We start from the raw sequence: 18950 nt of genomic DNA on the forward strand, positions 1-18950 counted from the left end.
GCCATCCCTTTACCCAGAGGTCCACGTTGGGTGTACTCCTTGTACGCCTCATCCATGCGTCACCATGCGCCACGCCTGTACGTCCTCTGTGCGCATCCTCCGTGAACTGCCATTCAAGGGAGTCGAGTTGAGCAAGGACAGCGTGTACGACTACGTCATCGTCGGTGCCGGTTCCGCGGGGTGCGTCCTCGCCGCCCGGCTCTCCGAGGATCCCGCGACGCGGGTGGCGCTCGTCGAGTCGGGGCCACGCGTCCGGAAGCCCGAGGTCAGCATTCCGGCGGCCTTCCCGAAGCTGTTCAAGACGCCGTACGACTGGGACTACTCGACGTCGAAGCAGTCCGCGCTCGACGGCCGCGAACTGTACTGGCCGCGCGGTCACATGCTGGGCGGCTCGTCCTCGATGAACGCCATGATGTGGGTGCGCGGCCACCGCGACGACTACGACGCGTGGGGCGAGGCGGCGGGGCCCGAGTGGTCCTACGACGCGTTCGAGCGCTACTTCCGGCGTGCGGAGCGGTGGACGGGCGGGGCGGGCGCGGCGGGCGGGGCTGGTGGGGCAGACGGCACCGGTGGTGCCGCAGGTGCGGGAGGCACGGGAGGTGCGGGAGGTGCGGGCAGCGTCTACGGGAGTGACGGGCCGCTCTGGATCTCCCCGCCCCGGTCCCTCAACCCGACCACCACCGCGTTCCTCGACGCCTGCCGCGAGGCGGGCCTGCGTGAGCTGACGGAACTGAACGGACCCGACCACAGCGGCTTCGCGCCCACCCCGCTCAACCAGCGCCGGGGCCGCCGCTGGAGCGTTGCCGACGGCTATCTGAAACCGGCCAGGCGCCGCCGCAATCTGCACGTCCTGACCGAAGCGCGGGTCCGCAGACTGGAGTTCGACGGGACGCGCGTGGCCGGTGTCATCGCCGACGGCGTACCCGGGAAGCTGATCGCCCGCCGCGAGGTGATCCTCAGCGCGGGCGCCATCGGCTCCCCGCAGCTCCTCCAGGCCTCCGGCGTCGGCGACCCGGACGACCTGTCGAAGGCGGGCATCGAGACACGCGTCGAGTCGCCGGGCGTGGGCCGCCACCTCCAGGACCATCTCGCCTACACGGTGCTCGCGCGCTGCCCGCAGCCCGTCACGCTGACCGGCGCGGACTCCCTCGTCAACGTCGGCCGCTTCCTGCTCGGCGGACGCGGGCCCCTCACGTCGAACGTCGCCGAGGCCGTCGCCTTCATCAGAACGAGGCCCGAACTCACCGCACCCGACATCGAGTTGATCTACGCCCCGGTTCCTTTCGTCCATCACGGCCTGACCCCGCCCACCGAACACGGCATCACCATCGGTGTGGTGCTGCTCCAGCCCGAGAGCGAGGGCCGGATCACGCCGAGAGGTCCGGGGGTCGGTTCCCAGCCCCTCATCGACCCCGCCTATCTGACGGCGGACGCCGACATCCGCACCCTCGTCGCCGGGGTGCGCCGGGCGGAGGAACTCCTCGCGGGCCGCGCCCTGGCCCCGTACGTGTCGGATCCGCTGGCGCCCTATCCGGGCACGGTCGACGACGCGACCCTGGCCCGGTCGATCCGCGGGGCGTCCGAGACGCTCTACCACCCGGTCGGCACCTGCCGGATGGGTAGCGACGAGGCCTCCGTCACCGATCCGGCGCTGCGGGTGCGGGGCGTGACGGCGCTGCGGGTCGTCGACGCGTCGGTCATGCCGAGGATCACCCGCGGCCACACGCACGCTCCGACGGTGGCCCTCGCGGAGAAGGCGGCCGAGCTGATCAGGGCGGACGCGCGGAAGTGACGCGGGCAGGGGGTGTCACCCCGGTCCACCCGCCGGTCGTATCCTGACCGGCGCACACCAGACAGCTGCCCCCGAGGAGCCCCACGTGACCGAGCCGCCGAGCGCCGCCCCGCGCCCCACCCTGGAGGCCGTGGCCGCACGGGCCGGAGTCTCCCGGGCCACGGTGTCCCGCGTCGTCAACGGCGACGCGGGCGTACGCGAGGTGCTCGCCGAGAAGGTCAGGCGGGCGGTCGACGAGCTGGGCTACGTGCCGAACCGCGCCGCCCGCAGCCTGGTGACCCGCCGCCACGACGCGGTCGCCGTGGTGATCGCGGAGCCGGAGACGCGGGTGTTCGCCGACCCGTTCTTCGCCCGCCAACTGAGGGGAATCAGCAAGGAGTTGACGTCGCGCGACGTCCAGCTGGTGCTGCTCCTCACGGAGGGGCGCGACGATCACGAGCGGGTCGGCCGCTATCTGGCCGGTGGCCATGTGGACGGCGCCCTCGTCTTCTCCCTGCACCTGGACGATCCGCTGCCCGGCATCATCCAGGGCGCGGGGGTGCCGACGGTGTTCGGCGGCCGTCCTGGGTGGCCGGAGGGGACGGCGACTTCTCCGTACGTCGACTGCGACAACCGAGGCGGGGCGCGGGACGCGGTGCGCCACCTGGTCTCGCTTGGCCGCACCCGCATCGCGCACATCACCGGGGCGCTGGACCAGACGTCGGCGGTGGACCGCCTCGACGGCTTCCGGGACGTCCTGCCGGAGGCGGGGGAGAGGTTCGTCGCGCAGGGCGACTTCACCCCGGCGGGCGGCGAGCACGCGATGCGCGAGCTCCTGGACCGCGTCCCTGAGCTGGACGCGGTCTTCGCCGCCAACGACATGTCGGCCCTCGGCGCGCTGCGGGTGCTGCGGGAGCGGGGGCTGCGGGTGCCCCAGGACGTCGCGGTGGTGGGCTTCGACGACATGCTGCCGGTGGCCGAGCAGGTGGACCCGCCGCTGACGACCGTACGACAGGACATCGAGGAGATGGGCCGGCTGATGGCAAGGATGCTGCTGGCCCGCGGCGAGCTCCCCACGGAGAGCGTGGTCCTGCCGACGGAACTGGTCCGCAGGGGGTCGGCCTAACCCCCCGCCGCAGCCGCTGACCGGCGGGGCGCGACGCTCGCGGGGCGGGGCGGGGCTCTTCGCTCTCACGTTCACACGAGCGCCTGCTCCCGCGCCGCCTCCCCGTCCCGAGGCCTGTCCGGTCCCGGAGGACTGCACGCAGCCTTGCGAGATGCGGGCGCGCCGCCTTGCCCGTGCGGCGCGGGTAACCCGACATCCCGCTCCCCGCTCCTGCGAGTGCCTGTTCCCGAGCCGCGCCGTCGCCCCACGGACCGTCTGGCACCGAGTCGGTCTGCGCCGCCTCGATGTTCCGAGTAGGGCTCATGGCCTCCCCGTCGTGTGAGGGCGGGGGCCAGGGTGTCCTGCTGGTCCGGGGGGTTTGGCTGTGCCTCGGTCTGGAGTGTGGTGGGCAGGGCCCTGTATCGCCGATCCGCGAACCGTTGCATCGCTCCTCTGTCGGAAAGGGGCCCCGCGTCAGAGCCTCTCCGTCGTGTGAGGGGCGGGGCCAGGGTGTCCTGCTGGTCTGGGGTGTTCGGCTGTGCCTCGTCCGGAGTGTGGTGGGCAGAGCCTTGTGTCGCCGACCGGCGAACCGTCGCACCGCTCCTCCGCCGGAGAGGCACCCCGCATCAGAGCCTCTCCGTCGTGTGAGGGGGCGGGGGCCAGGGTGTCCTGCTGGTCCGGGGGGTTTGGCTGTGCCGCGGTCCGGAGCGGCGTGGGCAGTGCCCTGTGTCGTCGACCCGCGAACCGTCGCACCGCTCCTCCGCCGGACAGGCCCCGCATCAGAGCCTCCCCGTCCCACGAACGGGTGCCCTCGTTCCCCCGCACGGTCCACCTGCGTTTTTGTCGTGGCGTGTGCGGGTGAGGCTCGGTTCAGCACTTCCACTCATCCGGAGGTAACACCATGCGCAAGCGCGCGATCCTGGCAGCAGCGGCCTTCGCCGCGGTCACCGTCATCGGCGGGGCCGGTTCCGCCGTCGCCGTAGCCGACCCCGGCCCCGGCGCCTACGCCGAGGGCACCGCTCAGAACTCGCCCGGCGTCCTCAGCGGCAACCTGCTGCAGGTTCCCGTCGACATCCCCGTCAACGCGTGCGGCAACTCCCTGAACGTCGTCGGCCTCCTCAACCCGGCCGCCGGCAACAACTGCCAGTAGGTCTCCGGACCGGCGGGTGAGGCCGCCCGCCGACCCGCACGACGCCACACCGCCCCGTCGCGACCAGCGCGCGACGGGGCGGTATGTGTGGGGGGAGAGGAAATACGCCGCGCCGCTAGGCGCCGACACTCACCGTGAACCGCCGCGGATTCCCGTCGTGCGCGGCCCCGGACACGTCGGGCTCGCCGTCGGGGCGGACATCGTCGTACGGGAACGCGTACCCGATGGGCGAGTTCGCGTGCACCACCCGGGCCCAGTGGTTGGTCACGTCACCCTTGTAGTAGTCCCCGGCGCCCGCGCCGTTCGGTTGCTCCGCGTGCGACAGCATGATGCTCCGGTTGAACCCCGCCGCGAGCCGCGCCAGGAGGCCCTTCTTGTCGTCGGAGTCCCCGGGGTTGTTGGTGAACGGCCCGTGGTTGCAGGTGAAGATGTCCTTCGACGTCGGCTTCGAGAACGTGTGCCCGCCGTTGAACGTCAGCGTGTCACCGCTCACCCGGCCGGTGAACACACCACGGCCGCCCTGGAGATCGATCTTCAGGTCGGTGCTCCGGTACTTCTCCCACACCTGGTCGATGTAGCTGTTCCACACGTCCCGGAACGGCATCTCGGCGGGGCGGTCGAAGTACGGAGCCATGAGGTTCTGCGGCGAGATGACGCGCAGTACGTCACCGCCGTCGCCCCGGATGACGAGATCGCCCCAGGGCTGCCCGTCCTTCTGCCCCTGGGCCGCGAGATCGGAGGCGATCTTGTCGACGGCTCCGTCCGGCAGCGGGGCCACCGTGTGCTTGGCGTCGCCCTCCAGGGTCAGGCCGATGGGCAGGGCCGTGACGAGGTCCACGTAGCTGATGTTGGCGTACAACTGCGAGCTGTTGAAGGTGAATTCGCAGAACGACCAGGTGCGCCCGTAGTTGGCGTCCTCCTTCGTCGCGAAGGCGGGCTCGACCAGGGACGGACCCGGGTTGAGGAAGAAGTCCAGCTTGTCGTCGCGTACGAAGTAGACGCGGGCGCCGAACATCTGAGGCAGCGTCAGGACCTTCGGAGCCGAACCCGCGGCGCCGAGCGGGATCGCGCAGTCGACGGGCAGCGGGGTCTGCGGCGCCGACGGCGAATCGGGCCGGTAGACGCCGCCGTCCGGCTTCAGCAGGACCCAGCGGTCGGTGCCCTGCTCGTGTCCGGTGACGTAAGCATGCACCTGGCCGGGCAACGACTTGTTCTGCAGGGCGAGTTCACAGGTCGCGGGGGCGGCCTTGGCGTCGGGGCTGAGGGCGCTTCCCCAGACGGGGTAGGTGAGGGCTCCAGCGGTACCGGCTGCAGCGGACAGGAACACTCGACGCGATATCACGGAAGGTCTCCCGGGATGGTGTGGGGGGAATGTCGTGCGGCCGTGGGGGGTGGCCGGCCTTGCGGTGCGACCACTGTCGCGTCGGCGAATTCGAGCGTCAAGAGTTGTGACTGAGAGCGCTCTCAGAAACTTGTTTCCTTCACAAGGTGGCAGCACACGTGCACTGTCAGTGCCGGGTGTCAGAATCGGAAGTACGGAAGAGAGATGCGACAAAGGAGTCGATCATGCTCAATAACCGTTATGTCACGGGCGCCCCGACGTGGGTGGACCTCGGCACCCCGGATCTTGAGGGCGCGCGCGTCTTCTACCGCGCGCTCTTCGGATGGGAGTTCCAGTCGGGCGGCGCGGAATTCGGCGGATACGGCATGTATCAGGTGGACGGGAAGACCGTGGCCGGCGCCATGACCGTCACCGCCGACCAGGCCCCTCCGGCCTGGACGATCTACTTCAAGACGCCGGACGCCGACGCGACGGCCAAGGCGGTCGAGCAGGCGGGCGGCAGCACGGTGTACGAGGCCATGGACGTCGGCGACCTCGGGCGCATGGCGGTCCTCACCGACGCCCAAGGGGTCGGCTTCGCCGTCTGGCAGCCGGGCACGAACAAGGGCCTGGACCTGGTGGACGCCCCGAACAGCATGTGCTGGACCGAGCTCTACACCCCGGACATCACGGCGGCCCTGGAGTTCTACGGCTCCGTGTTCGGCTGGGGCACCACGACTCAGGCCTTCGAGGGCGGTTCGTACACGATGGTGCACCCGGCCGACGGCACGGAGAACGACATGTTCGGAGGCCTGTGGCCGCTGGCCGACGCCCCGGAGGAAGCCGCGATCGGGCCGTACTGGACTCCGTACTTCCAGGTGACCGACATCGACGCGGTGCTGGCCAAGGTCGAGCCGTCCGGGGGCACCATTCGGGTGCCGCGCATGGACCTCGCGGGCGTCGGCAGCTTCGCCAAGCTCGCCGATCCGGCCGGGGCGCGGTTCGCGCTGATGCAGCCGGAGGCGCCGAGCGGCGGCTGAGCGCAGGGAGCCGCGAGGGGCAGGCCGAGGCGCGGCCGAGGCACGGCCGAAGCAGAGGGTCCCGGCCTCCCCGTCCAGCACATGAACACAGCCCCGCGCGTTTCGCCCCGTTCCCCGCGGGCAAGCAGGAGGTGCGCGAAACAGCGCATGTCACGGCGTTGATCGTTCGTTGATCCTTTGTTTCGCGCCCCCTGCCAGCCTCGACCGCATGCAGATCCACATGACAGCCGAGCCGGAACTCGCCTGGCAGGAGCAGGCCTTGTGCGCCCAGACGGGATCCGAGTTCTTCTTCCCCGAACCGGGCAGCTCCGTGCGCGAGGCCAAATACATCTGCCAGCTCTGCGAGATGCGCCCGGCCTGCCTCGAGTACGCGCTGGCCCACGACGAGCGCTTCGGCGTCTGGGGCGGCCTCTCCGAGAAGGAGCGGCTCAGCCTCAGACGCTCCTGAGCCGCGGGCACTCCCGCCCCGCACGCACCTTCCTCCCCGCACGCACCTTCCGCCCCTCACGCGCTCAGGCGTAAGTGACCGTGAACCTCCTCGCCCCCGCCGGCACGTGCACGTCGTCCCCCGTCACCGTCAGATCGCGGCCGTCGGCCGTCACCGCACGCACCGGGCCGAACCGGCACGGATAGACGTACCGCACGCGCTCCGGTGCGCGCGTGATCTCCACGGTCACCTTCCGCCTGCCCGCGTCATGGGTGAGCCGGTAGCCGAAGGGCGTCCCGAACAGGTTCGGGGCGTCGTCGACGGCCACCGACGCTCCGTCCGGCACCCAGTGGGGACGGATGCCCGGAGCGATGTAGAAGTGCGGGTCCCTGTCCTCGTCGGCCTCGAAGAAGAGGATGTCGCGGATCAGGAGCAGATACTCGGCCGCGGCCCAGCCGTGCGGGATGTCCCCCATGTACCAATGGCGTGCGGGGACTTCGCGGTAGTCGGACGCGATGGGGAAGGCGTGCTGCTCGTTCCACGCGCCCAGCGCCACCGCCCGCTCCTCGGTCCGCGGCATCGACGCGCCCACGATCCAGCCGAGCAGCGCGTCCATCCGCGCCGCCTCGCCGGACAGCAGGTAGGCGTGCGCCAACTGTGTCGTGAGGTAGGGGCCGTAGGTGTTCCAGGCCGCCTCGTGCCGGTAGCCGCCGGTCACGAAGTGCGCGTACATGGTGTCGAGCGTCCAGCGCGCCGCCCGGTCGATGTCCTCGCCCAGCTTGCTGCCCATGTGCAGCCGCAGCGGGTGGAAGAACGCCGCCGTGCCGATCATCGTCGAGTCGAGCCTGCCGACGTCACCGGGTCCCGTCGGAATGTACGTCTCCCAGGCGCCGCGCCTCTGCTGCTCCGCCAGGACCCAGCGGATCGAGGCCGCCGTCGCCCGCTTCAAGTCGTCGAACGCGCCCCAGAGTTCGGGCACGTCGGGGGAGCCGATCCGCTCCGCGAGCCGCGCGGCCTCGTAGAGCCCGGCGAGGCCCCACAGATCGTCCCAGTAGTGCGGCTTGTCGCGCTCGCCGAGGTGCTCGGCGCTCCAGCCGCTGTGCAGCAGACCGTACTGATCGCGGTTGTCGCGTAGCCACCGGGCGGCGTCGACGACGTACGGCGTGTAGAGCTTCGCCCCGAACGCGGTGGACCGGCCGTGGGTCCGGTCGAAGCGGCCGATCGCCCACAGCGCCTGGCCGTTGCTGTCCCACTCCCGGTCGTCCTTCTCGTGCGGCCCGCCGTAGAAGCCGTACTCGGCGCAGGGCCCGATCCGGCCCGAGCCGCGGTTGAACTTGAGCGGATAGTGCGTGCCCAACTGGCGCTCGGCCAGGGCCGCGTCACCGACCAGCGAGCACGCCGTCGCCTCCACGGACGAGTCACGGATCCAGAAGGAGTCGTACACCGTCGGGCCCGGATGGATCTCGCCGTGATCGGAGAGGATCAGGAGCTGCGAGCGGCACTGGCGGAACCGGTCGGCCAAGTGGGCCACGGGCTGCGGCAGTTCGGGCTGTACGCCCTGTGCGATCAGCTTGCCCGTCCAGAACAGGCGGTTGGCCTCCTCCAGCGCCGGGGCGGGAGTGGACCTGATCTCCGCCAGGTCGGCGGCCCCGCTGTAGAGGTCGACGGGAAGGCGCACGTCGAGCTCGAACAGTTCGTCGTCCGCGATCCGGTAGGGCCAGGCGAACGCGGCGCTGCACAGCCCCGCTATCTGGTCCTGGGCCTGCGACGCGCCGTTCAGTTTGCCGCCCATGACGAGGTCGTGGAACGGATTGCGGGTCAGATAGGAACCAGGGTCGTACGTGAAGTCCGGGTTGCCGTACACGCCGTACTGCTCCGGAGCCGTGTCGAACACCGGCCCCCACCCGCTGTTGGTCTCCACCCTGTTCTCGTCGGGCAGATGGCGCAGGAACGTCAGGCGCCGGTCCGTGATCTGGCGGCCGTTGCGGTCGTGCCGCTGGAAGCCGCTGGGCCCCGCGGGCATGAGCGCCGCGCACAGCCAGCCCTCGCGCGGCTGCCCGGTCGCGCTGCCCACCGTCAGCCGGGTCACGACGAGGTCCCGCTGCCGGGGACCGATGGCCGTCCCGAAGGTCCGCTGCACGAACTCGGTGCCGTCGGCGGTGCGGAACGTCGTCAGGACCACCGGCAGATGGGGCGCCTCCATGCGCTGGCCCAGGACTCCGGCGTCCGTCAGCTGCGGCAGCCGGACGGCGCCGGTCGACGGCGAGTAGAGGAAGAAGGACAGGCAGTACTTGTCGTACACCGGCTCGATCTCGCCCGCCTGCCCGATCAGGGACTCCTGGCGGTGGTCCTTGACGCCCACCATGTGCCAGTAGCGGTACTGGGCGTTGGAGGCGAAGGCAGCCTCCTTGGATTCGTACGTTCCCGAGTCGAAGTCGTCGTTCCAGCGCCGGAAGGCCGCCTGGGCCCACCACGGAACGGGGTAGGGCACCTGGGCCCGTCCCGCCCAGCCGCGCCACATGACCTCGTAGAACATCCATTCATGGGTCTGAGCCATGGGTTCCACCCCCGCCCTCCACCGTTGCACCGGGGCGGGCGGTCGTAAATCCGTTCGGCGCGACGGGCCTCGCGCGACCAGGGTCCGGTGGCGCGGGCGGACCGGCCGCTCCGGCCGCCCCGCCCCCTCCGGCTCATCAATTCGCTGTCCCCGGGCCGCTCCCGCCAGGCAGAATCCGCGCATGGCCCTGCCCGACAAGACCCCCGCCCGCTATCTGCTCTCCGACCTCGAACCCCTGCCGTATCCCAGGCGGCTGCGGGAGATCGCCGAGAGCGCCCGGGACTTCGCGGCGCGCGGCGCGCTGCGGCCGGTCCTGGAGGAGCTGGAAGCCGGGGGCCCCTATGAACGTGAGGTGGCCATCCTGCTGGCCTGCGCGGGAGGGGACGCCGAGTGGACCGGGGCACGGCTCGCCGATCCCGACGACTTCGTACGGGGGCACGCGCTGCGTGTCGCGGAGAGCCATGGGACCCCGGACTCCGCCTTCGAGGCCGCGCTCGTCGACGCCCCCGAGGCGGTGCGGCGGCAGTTGCTGCGGGCCATCGTCGCATGGCGCCGCACCGCGCTCGCCGACCGTGTCGTCGGCCCGCTGCGGCGCGAATGGGGCGACGGGGAGGCGGCCAGGCTGCTGCCGGGCTGTTCGGGGCCTGTGGTGGAGCGGCTGCTGCCGGAGCTCTTCCATGCCGTGGGGGGCTGGCGGCCGCTGGCCCGGCGGCATGCGGGAGCGCTGCTCGACGTGGCGGCGCGCGAGCTCGGCGCGCTGCCCGATGCGCTGCGGGACGGCTGGTGGCAGCGGTACGCGGCCGGGATCGCGGCGGCCACGGCGGCGGAGCCGGTGCGGGTGCTCGACCTCCTCGACCGGTTCGCGCCCAGCGCGTTCCCCCTCCAACTCCGTTCGCGTCTGGGCGTATTGGCCGACGTGGCGCCGGGGCGCGTCCTGGCGATCCTCTCCGGGACCTGGGGGTGGCCGCTGCGGCGCAGTGGCGCGCTCACGACCTCCGTACTGCACAAGCTCGCCCGCTCGGGCGCTCCCGAACTCCTCACGTACGCCCGGACGGTCGCCGACGACTCCGGCGACCTCGCCCGGCTGATGCTCGCCCACCCGCCCGCGGAACGTGCCGCCGTCCACGCCCGTGCCATGGAAGGGCGCGGCGCGGGATTCGCCACCGTCGACGGGGTCCTCCTCGGCGCGCTGCCCCGCAGTGCCGTGGCCGACGAGGCGCGGCGGATGGCCGAGCGGGCCAAGGAGCGCGGTGCGCAGTGGAGTTCGGTGCTCCTGGCCGAGTCCTTCCTGCCCTGCGCCGAGGTGCGCGAGCGGCTCGTGGCGGCGACCCGGCGGCCCGCGGCCGACGACCGAGCCGAGGCGTGGCCGCTGCTCGTCCGCAACGCGGCCCGGTCCGGGGAGACGGACCAAGTCACGCTGATCCTCGAAGAGATGACCCGGCTCGAGAACGAGCAGGACCCGGTGCGGTCCGCCGCCCTGTCCGCGCTCGCCGAGACCCGGCCCGCCCTCTTCGGCGCCGACGCCGAACCGTTCCTCGACCGGATCACCGCCGACGCGGTCGCGGCCCGCGACTCCTCGTACGCCACCCGCGGCAGCCTCAGCCGCTTGGCCGTCGCCGTCCTGCGCGAGCACGCGGCGGGCGGACACCGGGAGTTGGTGAACTGGGCGCTGCGCACCCTCGTCCGGATCTCCGGCAACACCGGCGGCGCCGACCTCGGACGGCTCGACCACACCCTGCGCCGAGGCCAGGAGCACGACGTGTTCGAGGCGCTGCGTCCCTGGATCGAGGCGGGCGCGGAGAAGGCCGACTACAGCCTCGCCTTCGCGCTGGCCCGCGCGGTCGGCGGACGCGCCGCCGGGATGCGGGAGTTGCAGGAACTGCTGTGGCAGGCCATCCGGTTCGGCAGCAACGCGACGGTGTCCAAGGCGATCGACCTCTGGCTGGAGCCGCCCGCGACCCGCGACGAACGCGTCGCCCGCGTCCTGGCGCACGACGCGTCGACCGGCGTGCTGGCCCCGGTCCGCTCCGTGGTGTGCACCCGCCGCACGGACCTGCTCGACCAACTCCTGTCCGGGACACCGCCGTACGGCCGGTTCCTGACCAAGGGCGCGGACTGGACCCTGCCGGCCTACGTCTACCAGATCCGCCGCTGGCTGCCCCGCCAACAGGAGGCACTCGCGAGGCAGTTGGTGCGGGCCGCCGGTGACGCGGGGCTTGCGCAGCGGGAGCGCGCGGCGGCCATCGCGCGCGGCGCCGGCATTCCCGGCGCGGGGGAGGAGCTCGTCCGCCGCTGGACCGGATCGCCGGACACCGTCCTGGCCGAGGCGGCGCTCGGGGCGCTCGCCCACATCGCGCGGCCCGGGGACGCACTGCCCGAGCTGCTCGCGCACGCGGGAGGCGAGCGGGCGCGGGTCGCGGTGTACGCGGCGACGCAGGCGTCACGGCATGTCCCGCCGTCCCGGCTCGCGGCGCTGTTGCGGGAGGTCCTGTGCGGGCCGGGCAAGAAGGTGACCAGCCGCAAGGAGGCCGCCAGGCTCGCGGCCGTGCGGCTGCCCGCACCCGAGGCGGCGGCGCTGCTCGGCGACGCCTACGAAGCGCCGGACGCCCACCGCGACGTACGGGCGGCGTGTGTCGCCTTCGCGGGCAGGCTGCTCGGCGAGGAACGGGTGTGGGCGCTGCTGCGGGACGCGGCCGGGGGCGAGGCGGTGCTGCGGACGGCGGTGCTGCGGGTGCGCCCGCTGGATCTGGCGGCGGGACACCGGGAGCGGTACGCACGTCTCGTGCGTGAGGTGGCCGGCACCGATGACGACCAGGCGGCGGCCCTCGCGCTCGCCGCGCTCGCACGGTGGGCCCCTTGGTCGCCGGACGCGGCCTCGGTCCTCGCGGACGCGGTCGCGGACCTCGGCCGGCGGGCCACCTGGCAGGCGGCGGCGCGGGGCCTGGTGACGGCGGCGGCGACCGCGCCGCACGGGGGCGAGGCGCTCTGCGGAGCGCTTGCGGCACTGGCGGCGCTCGCGGGCTCCGACGGGGACGCGTCGCCGGACCGGGATCTGCCCGCCCGGCGGCGCGTCGAGTACGTGGCGCAGACGCTGTCCGTCGAGGGGGAGGTGTACCGCCCCGCTGCGATCCGGGCGGGCGAGCTGCTGGCCGGGTACGGGGACTTCGTGCCGCAGGCCGCGGAGGTGCTGGCCGGGGCGGTGGCCCTGGACGCGGAGCCCGCCGAGGTGGGTCAGGCCCTGTCGCGGCTCGCCCTGCTGCACGAGGGGCGTCCCGCCCTGGCGGTGCGGACGGCCTCGACGCTGGGGGAGCGGCTCGCCGACGCGGAGGGGGACGCGGGCCCGCTGCTGCCGGTGGCGCGCCGCCTCGGGGAGGACGGCGGCCACGCCTCGGGTCTCTTCGCCGTGGCGGCGGTGGAATCGCTGGGGGAGCGGACGGACTGGGCGGGCCCCTGGCGGGACCTGCTGGCCCGTCTGCGGGCCCACCGCGTCCCGGACGTCCGGGACGCGGCACTGGTCGTGTGCACGTCGTACGAGTAGTGCTCCACCCGTGGCCCGCAGGGGGAGGTGGCTACTTCCCCCGAGCCGCCATGCGCGCCTTGCGGGCGGCCAGCTTCTCGTCGAACTTGCTGGCTTCGGTGTCGAGCCCGTTCATGTACAGGCCGAGCTCCTCCTGGGCCTTGAGACCCTCGGGGCCGAGCCCGCCGATCTCCATGACCTTCAGGTAGCGAAGGACGGGCTGGATCACGTCGTCGTGGTGGATGCGCATGTTGTAGATCTCGCCGATGGCCATCTGCGCGGCGGCCCGCTCGAAGCCGGGCATGCCGTGTCCGGGCATCCGGAAGTCGACGACGACGTCACGGACGGACTGCATGGTGAGGTCCGGGGCGAGCTCGAAGGCCGCGCCCAGGAGATTGCGGTAGAAGACCATGTGCAGGTTCTCGTCGGTGGCGATGCGCGCCAGCATGCGGTCGCAGACCGGGTCGCCCGACTGGTGGCCCGTGTTGCGGTGCGAGACGCGGGTCGCGAGCTCCTGGAAGGCCACGTACGCGACCGAGTGCAGCATCGAGTGCCGGTTGTCGGACTCGAAGCCCTCGGCCATGTGCGCCATGCGGAACTGCTCGAGCTTGTCCGGGTCCACGGCCCGCGAGGCGAGGAGGTAGTCGCGCATCACGATGCCGTGGCGGCCCTCTTCCGCGGTCCAGCGGTGCACCCAGGTGCCCCAGGCGCCGTCGCGGCCGAAGAGGGAGGCGATCTCGTGGTGGTAGCTGGGGAGGTTGTCCTCGGTCAGCAGGTTGACGACGAGGGCGATCTTGCCGATGTCGGTGACCTTGGACTGCTCGGGCTCCCAGGCCTCGCCGTCCTCGAAGTAGCCGGGGAAGTTCCGGGCGTCGGAGAACGGCACGTACTCGTGCGGCATCCAGTCCTTCGCCACCTTCATGTGGCGGTTGAGCTCCTTCTCGACCACTTCTTCCAGGGCGAACAGCAACCGGGCATCGGTCCAGTCGTCCGTGCTGCCGAGATGAGGAGAGGTGATCGTCACGGGGGCTCCAGGGGGACGGGGAGATTTTTTACGGACTACGTGTGTAGGGGTTACGCGGTAGCACGAGCGGGTGCTATCTACCTACGGTGTCGTAGGTTACGTTGCCGTAGGTTAAGCCCTCCGTAAAGTGCTTGCGGCGGCAGGGCTCATGTGCCCCTTTCGCCCCACCCGCTCCAGGACTGGTCAGGCGTACAGCTCTCTGAGCCGCACTGAGAGGCATGTCACACAGCCTTCGAGCTTCTCGAACTCGCTGATTTCCACCACCACAGGATCGAAACCCAGATCCGTGAGCAGCTCCGCGCTCCTCGGCGCGCTCGCCGCGAGGAGCAGCTTCGCGCCACCGAGCAGCACCACGTGCGCCCCGGACTCCTCGGGCACCGGCAGGAAGCGCGGGAAGAGCGAGGGGGTGTCCACCAGCGGCGGATAGCCGATGACCGTGCCGTCCGGCAGCGCCGTCACCGCCGACTTCAGATGCAGGACCTTGCTGACGGGGACGGCCACGACCCGCGCCCCCAGCGGTTCGAAGACGGCCCGCAGCTGCCGCACGCCCGCGGCGTTCGTGCGCCCGCCCCGGCCCACGTAGATCGTGTCGCCGACCTTGAGGATGTCGCCGCCGTCCAGCGTCCCGGGCTCCCACACCCAGTTCACGGAGGCGCCGAGCCGGGCCACCGCCTCCTCCACGCCCTCCGTCTCCGCCCGCCGGGACTCCGCGCCGGGGCGGGCGATCAGCGCCACGTTGCGGAAGACGACGACCGCGTCCTCCACGAAGACCGAGTCGGGGCAGTCGTCGGCCGGCTCCACCTCGACGGTCTCCCAGCCGTGCGCCCGCAGCGCCCCGGCGTACGCCTCCCACTGATCAAGAGCGAGCCCCGCGTCGACAGGGGTCCGCTCCACATGCGTGACCAGGCCTTCCGCGAGTCGCGGGCCGGGTCGGCGGATCAGCGCTTTCCTGCTGGGCACGGGGATGCTCTCCGTAGGGGTGGAGCGGCGGGGGCGCCCCCGCCCGGCGGGCGCCGGGCCGGGGTGTTGCCGCACATCATGCAGCGTGAGAGGGGTCCAGGCCCAGGTCTCGTCGCAGATGAGCGGCGGTGAACGAGCCTTCCGCGTCGATCAGCTGTCCCGGAGTGCCCTCGAAGACGATCCGGCCGCCGTGCTTGCCGCCGTCGGGGCCGAGGTCGATCACCCAGTCCGCGTGCTTGACGACCTCCAGGTTGTGCTCGACGACGATCACGGTGTTGCCCGCGTCGACGAGCCGGTCAAGGAGGGCGAGCAGGCCGTCCACGTCCGCCATGTGCAGGCCGGTCGTCGGCTCGTCGAGGACGTACGTCGTGCCCGTGCGGTGCAGTTGCGTGGCGAGCTTGATGCGCTGGCGCTCGCCGCCCGACAGGGTGCTCAGCGGCTGCCCGAGCGTCAGGTAGGTGAGCCCCACGTCGTGCAGCGCGCGCAGCCTGCGGCGCATAGCCGTGTCGTCGACGGCGGCGAAGAAATCCAGGGCCCGCTCGGCCGTCATGTCGAGCACGTCGGCGATGGAGCTGCCGCCGACGGTCAGCCGGAGCACCTCGTCCTTGAAGCGCCGCCCCTCGCACGTCTCGCAGGTCGTCGTCACCGGATCCATGAACGCGAGGTCGCTGTGGATGACCCCGCGGCCCTGGCAACTCTCGCACGCGCCATCGGAGTTGAAGCTGAAGAGCCCCGCCTCCCGGCCGGTCCTGCGCGCGAAGAGCTTGCGCAGCGAATCCATGATCCCGAGATACGTCGCCGGGGTCGAGCGGCCCGAGACGCCGATGCCCGACTGGTCGACGACCACGGCGTCCGGATGCTCGGCGACGAACGCCCGCGACACCAGCGTGCTCTTGCCCGAGCCCGCGACGCCCGTCACCGCGGTGAGCACCCCGGTGGGCACGCGCACGCTGACGTCCTTGAGGTTGTGCAGGTCGGCGCCCTTGACCCACCGTCCGCCGATGGCCTCGCGCGGGCTCTCCTTGACGCCCGTGGAGCGCCGCAGGCGCCGGCCCGTGAGCGTGTCCGCGCGCCGCAGCTCGTCCGGCGTCCCCTCGAAGACGACCAGGCCGCCGCCTGTGCCCGCCTCCGGACCCATGTCGACGACATGGTCGGCGACGGCGATCACGTCCGGGTCGTGCTCCACGACCAGGACGGTGTTCCCCTTGTCGCGAAGCCGCAGCAGCAGGTCGTTGAGCCGCCCCACGTCGCGCGGGTGCAGCCCGACGCTGGGCTCGTCGAAGATGTACGTCATGCCGGTCAGGCTGGAGCCGAGATGCCGCACCGTCTTCAGGCGCTGGCCCTCGCCGCCGGACAGCGTGAACGTCTCGCGGCCGAGGCTGAGGTAGCCGAGCCCGATCGCCTCGATCCGTTCGAGCGCGGCCACGGCCGCCGCCGCGATCGGGCCCGCCACCGGGTCGTCGATCGGCTCCAGGGCGGTGATGAGGTCGGTGACCTCCATGCGGGAGCAGTCGGCGATGGTCATGCCGTCGATACGGGTGGCCAGCGCCGCCGCGTTGAGCCGCGCGCCCTCGCAGGCGTCGCACTCGCCCTCGACGAGGAAGCGCTCCACCAGGTCGCGGGTCTTCTGGGAGAGCGTCGACAGATCCCGGTTGAGGTAGAGCCGCTCGAACCGGTTGGCGAGCCCTTCGTAGTCGATGTCCCGGGCGCCACCGGTGTTGTCGACGTTGACCTTGCCGCTGTCCTGGGCGCCGCGCATCAGGAACCGCCGCTCCGCGGCCGTGAACCGCCCCACCGGCTTGTGCGTGTCCAGGTCGGGGGTGTTGGTGTACGTCTGGCCCTGCCAGGTCCCCGCGGCGAACGGCGGGAAGAGGACCGCGCCGTCCGCCAGGGACTTGGCGGGGTCCAGGATGCGGTCGTAGTCGGGCCGCACGGTCTTGCCCAGGCCGTGGCAGCGGGGGCACATGCCCGACGGGTCGTTGAACGAGTACGCGGTCGCGGGACCGGCACTCGGTGTGCCGTGCCGCGAGAACAGCACGCGCACCACCGAGTAGATGTCCGTCATCGTGCCCACCGTGGACCGGGAGTGGCCGCCGATCGGCCGCTGGTCGACGACGATCGCGGGCGAGAGCTCCTCGATGGTGTCCGCGCGGGGCCGCTCGTACTTCGGCAGCCGGTTGCGGACGAACCACGTGAAGGTCTCGTTCAGCTGGCGCTGCGACTCGACCGCGATCGTGTCGAACACGACCGACGACTTCCCCGACCCCGATACGCCGGTGAAGACCGTGAGCCGGTCCTTCGGAATGCGCAGGCTCACCTCCTTCAGATTGTTCTCCCGGGCTCCGGTGATCGTGATGTATGGGTGCATACATCCGAAGCTAGCCGGAATACCAGACATGTTCTGTCGTGATTTCCTTCAGTTCACCGTCGAGGAGCAGCCGGCGTGTGATGCCGATCGACTCCAGGAACGGCAGGTCGTGACTGGCCACGATCAGTGCTCCCTCGTACGACTCCAGGGCCGTGGCCAGCTGTTTCACGCTCGCGATGTCGAGGTTGTTCGTCGGTTCGTCGAGCATCAGGAGCTGCGGCGCGGGCTCCGCGAGCAGCAGCGCGGCCAGCGCCGCCCGGAACCGTTCGCCGCCCGACAGGGTCGCCGCGCGCTGGTCGGCCCGCGCCCCCTTGAACAGGAAGCGGGCCAGGCGGGCCCGGATCCGGTTGTTGGTGGCGTCGGGCGCGAAGCGTGCCACGTTCTGCGCCACCGTCAGCTCCTCGTCGAGCACGTCGAGGCGCTGCGGCAGAAAACGCAGCGGGACGTGCGCCGTCGCCTCGCCCTCCACGGCGTCCAGCTCTCCCGCGATCGTCCGCAGGAGCGTGGTCTTGCCCGCGCCGTTGCGGCCGACCAGCGCGATCCGTTCCGGGCCGCGCAGCTCGAACTCGCCCTCCACACGCGCTCCGTAGCGCAGGGAGAGATCGCGCAGCGTGAGTACGGTGCGGCCCGGCGGGACCGCGGTGAACGGCAGGTCGACGCGGATCTCGTCGTCGTCCCGCACCGCCTCGACGGCATCGTCCAAGCGCTCCTTGGCCTCGCTGAGCTTCTCCTCGTGCATGATGCGGTGCTTGCCCGCGGACACCTGGGCCTGGCGCTTGCGCTCGCTCATGATGACCTTGGGCTCGCGCTTGGTGTCCCACATCTTCTGGCCGTAGCGCTTACGCCGGGCCAACTTGACCTGGGCGTCGGCGAGTTCGCGCTTCTGCTTCTTCAGATCGGACTCGGCGACGCGCACCATGCGCTCCGCCGCCTCCTGTTCGGCGGCGAGCGCCTCCTCGTATGCGGAGAAGTTGCCGCCGTACCACTTGAGTTCTCCGTCCCGCAGATCGGCGATCTGGTCGACCAGGTCGAGGAGTTCACGGTCGTGGCTGACCACGACCAGGACCCCGGACCAGGCGTCGACGGCCGCGTACAGCCGTCGACGGGCGTACAGATCAAGGTTGTTGGTGGGTTCGTCCAGCAGGAGCACGTCGGGCCTGCGCAGCAGCAGCGCGGCAAGACGCAGCAGTACGGACTCGCCTCCCGAGACCTCCCCGGTCGTCCGGTCGAGGCCGATGTGGCCGAGGCCGAGCTGATCGAGGGTCGCGACGGCGCGCTCCTCGACGTCCCAGTCGTCGCCGACCGCCGTGAAGTGCTCCTCGGCCACGTCGCCCGCCTCGATGGCGTGCAGGGCGGCGCGCGTGGCGGCGATGCCGAGCACCTCGTCGACGCGCAGGCCGGTGTCGAGGGTGACGTTCTGCGGCAGGTACCCGATGTCACCCGCGACGCGGACCGAGCCCTCGCTCGGCGTGAGGACACCGGCGATGAGCTTCAACAGGGTTGACTTCCCTGATCCGTTGACGCCGATGAGGCCGGTTCTGCCCGGTCCGAAGGCCACTTGGAGCCCGTCGAAGACGCCGGTGCCGTCCGGCCAGGTGAAGTCGAGCGACGCGCAGGTGATGGAGGTGGGGTGGGTAGACATGTGGTCCTCGCGGTTGCGTGAGATGAAGCGCGGTCAGGGGCAACGCGTTTCGGGACACCGCGGGGCGC

At 71.6% G+C, this 18950-nt stretch carries 12 protein-coding genes; 6 read left to right on the forward strand and 6 right to left on the reverse strand.

The window, feature by feature from the left end; translation table 11 throughout:
* Positions 1-127 precede the first annotated feature (127 nt).
* The 3 genes from ACFUPX_RS02045 to ACFUPX_RS02055 all read left to right on the forward strand — a co-directional run bounded on the left by ACFUPX_RS02045 (position 128) and on the right by ACFUPX_RS02055 (position 4026).
* Positions 128-1792: a GMC family oxidoreductase gene (locus ACFUPX_RS02045; protein WP_383314251.1), complete on the forward strand. Its 1665-nt coding sequence runs from the start codon at positions 128-130 to the stop codon at positions 1790-1792.
* 85 nt (positions 1793-1877) lie between these two features.
* Positions 1878-2897 (forward strand): LacI family DNA-binding transcriptional regulator, encoded by a 1020-nt coding sequence (locus ACFUPX_RS02050; RefSeq protein ID WP_383314254.1) that lies wholly within the window; start codon positions 1878-1880, stop codon positions 2895-2897.
* Positions 2898-3777: 880 nt separating this feature from the next.
* Complete coding sequence (locus ACFUPX_RS02055) at positions 3778-4026, forward strand: chaplin (protein ID WP_383314256.1); 249 nt, start codon at positions 3778-3780, stop codon at positions 4024-4026.
* A gap of 115 nt (positions 4027-4141) precedes the next feature.
* Here ACFUPX_RS02055 and ACFUPX_RS02060 read toward each other — a convergent pair whose 3' ends face one another.
* Positions 4142-5368, reverse strand: a complete 1227-nt coding sequence (locus ACFUPX_RS02060; RefSeq protein ID WP_383314259.1) for a glycoside hydrolase family 64 protein — start codon at positions 5366-5368, stop codon at positions 4142-4144.
* Between the two features lie 224 nt (positions 5369-5592).
* Here ACFUPX_RS02060 and ACFUPX_RS02065 point away from each other — a divergent pair, with 224 nt between their 5' ends.
* On the forward strand, positions 5593-6387 hold the full coding sequence (locus tag ACFUPX_RS02065; protein ID WP_383314262.1) for a VOC family protein: 795 nt from the start codon (positions 5593-5595) through the stop codon (positions 6385-6387).
* A gap of 208 nt (positions 6388-6595) precedes the next feature.
* The gene (locus ACFUPX_RS02070; RefSeq protein WP_383314265.1) at positions 6596-6835 is read left to right on the forward strand and encodes a WhiB family transcriptional regulator; all 240 of its coding nucleotides are present in this window, start codon (positions 6596-6598) and stop codon (positions 6833-6835) included.
* Between the two features lie 64 nt (positions 6836-6899).
* On the opposite strand, the gene ACFUPX_RS02075 is transcribed toward ACFUPX_RS02070, so the two are convergent.
* Entirely contained in the window at positions 6900-9371 is a 2472-nt protein-coding gene (locus ACFUPX_RS02075; RefSeq protein WP_383314268.1) for a hypothetical protein, read from the reverse strand.
* A 181-nt stretch (positions 9372-9552) separates the two neighbouring features.
* Between ACFUPX_RS02075 and ACFUPX_RS02080 the strand changes: the two genes are divergently transcribed.
* Positions 9553-12909: a hypothetical protein gene (locus tag ACFUPX_RS02080; RefSeq protein ID WP_383314271.1), complete on the forward strand. Its 3357-nt coding sequence runs from the start codon at positions 9553-9555 to the stop codon at positions 12907-12909.
* Positions 12910-12940: 31 nt separating this feature from the next.
* On the opposite strand, the gene ACFUPX_RS02085 is transcribed toward ACFUPX_RS02080, so the two are convergent.
* From ACFUPX_RS02085 to ACFUPX_RS02100, 4 genes are all read right to left on the reverse strand, one after another.
* Complete coding sequence (locus tag ACFUPX_RS02085) at positions 12941-13912, reverse strand: acyl-ACP desaturase (RefSeq protein ID WP_383314274.1); 972 nt, start codon at positions 13910-13912, stop codon at positions 12941-12943.
* A gap of 183 nt (positions 13913-14095) precedes the next feature.
* Positions 14096-14872 carry a dimethylargininase gene (gene ddaH, locus ACFUPX_RS02090; protein ID WP_383314276.1) on the reverse strand — a complete coding sequence of 259 codons (777 nt, stop codon included), beginning with the start codon at positions 14870-14872 and terminating at the stop codon, positions 14096-14098.
* 76 nt (positions 14873-14948) lie between these two features.
* On the reverse strand, positions 14949-17240 hold the full coding sequence (locus tag ACFUPX_RS02095; RefSeq protein ID WP_383314280.1) for an ATP-binding cassette domain-containing protein: 2292 nt from the start codon (positions 17238-17240) through the stop codon (positions 14949-14951).
* A 10-nt stretch (positions 17241-17250) separates the two neighbouring features.
* Complete coding sequence (locus tag ACFUPX_RS02100; protein ID WP_383314283.1) at positions 17251-18882, reverse strand: ABC-F family ATP-binding cassette domain-containing protein; 1632 nt, start codon at positions 18880-18882, stop codon at positions 17251-17253.
* Positions 18883-18950 lie beyond the last annotated feature (68 nt).

The sequence above is a fragment of the Streptomyces sp. NPDC057302 genome, assembly GCF_042667685.1.
Classification (GTDB): Bacteria; Actinomycetota; Actinomycetes; order Streptomycetales; family Streptomycetaceae; genus Streptomyces.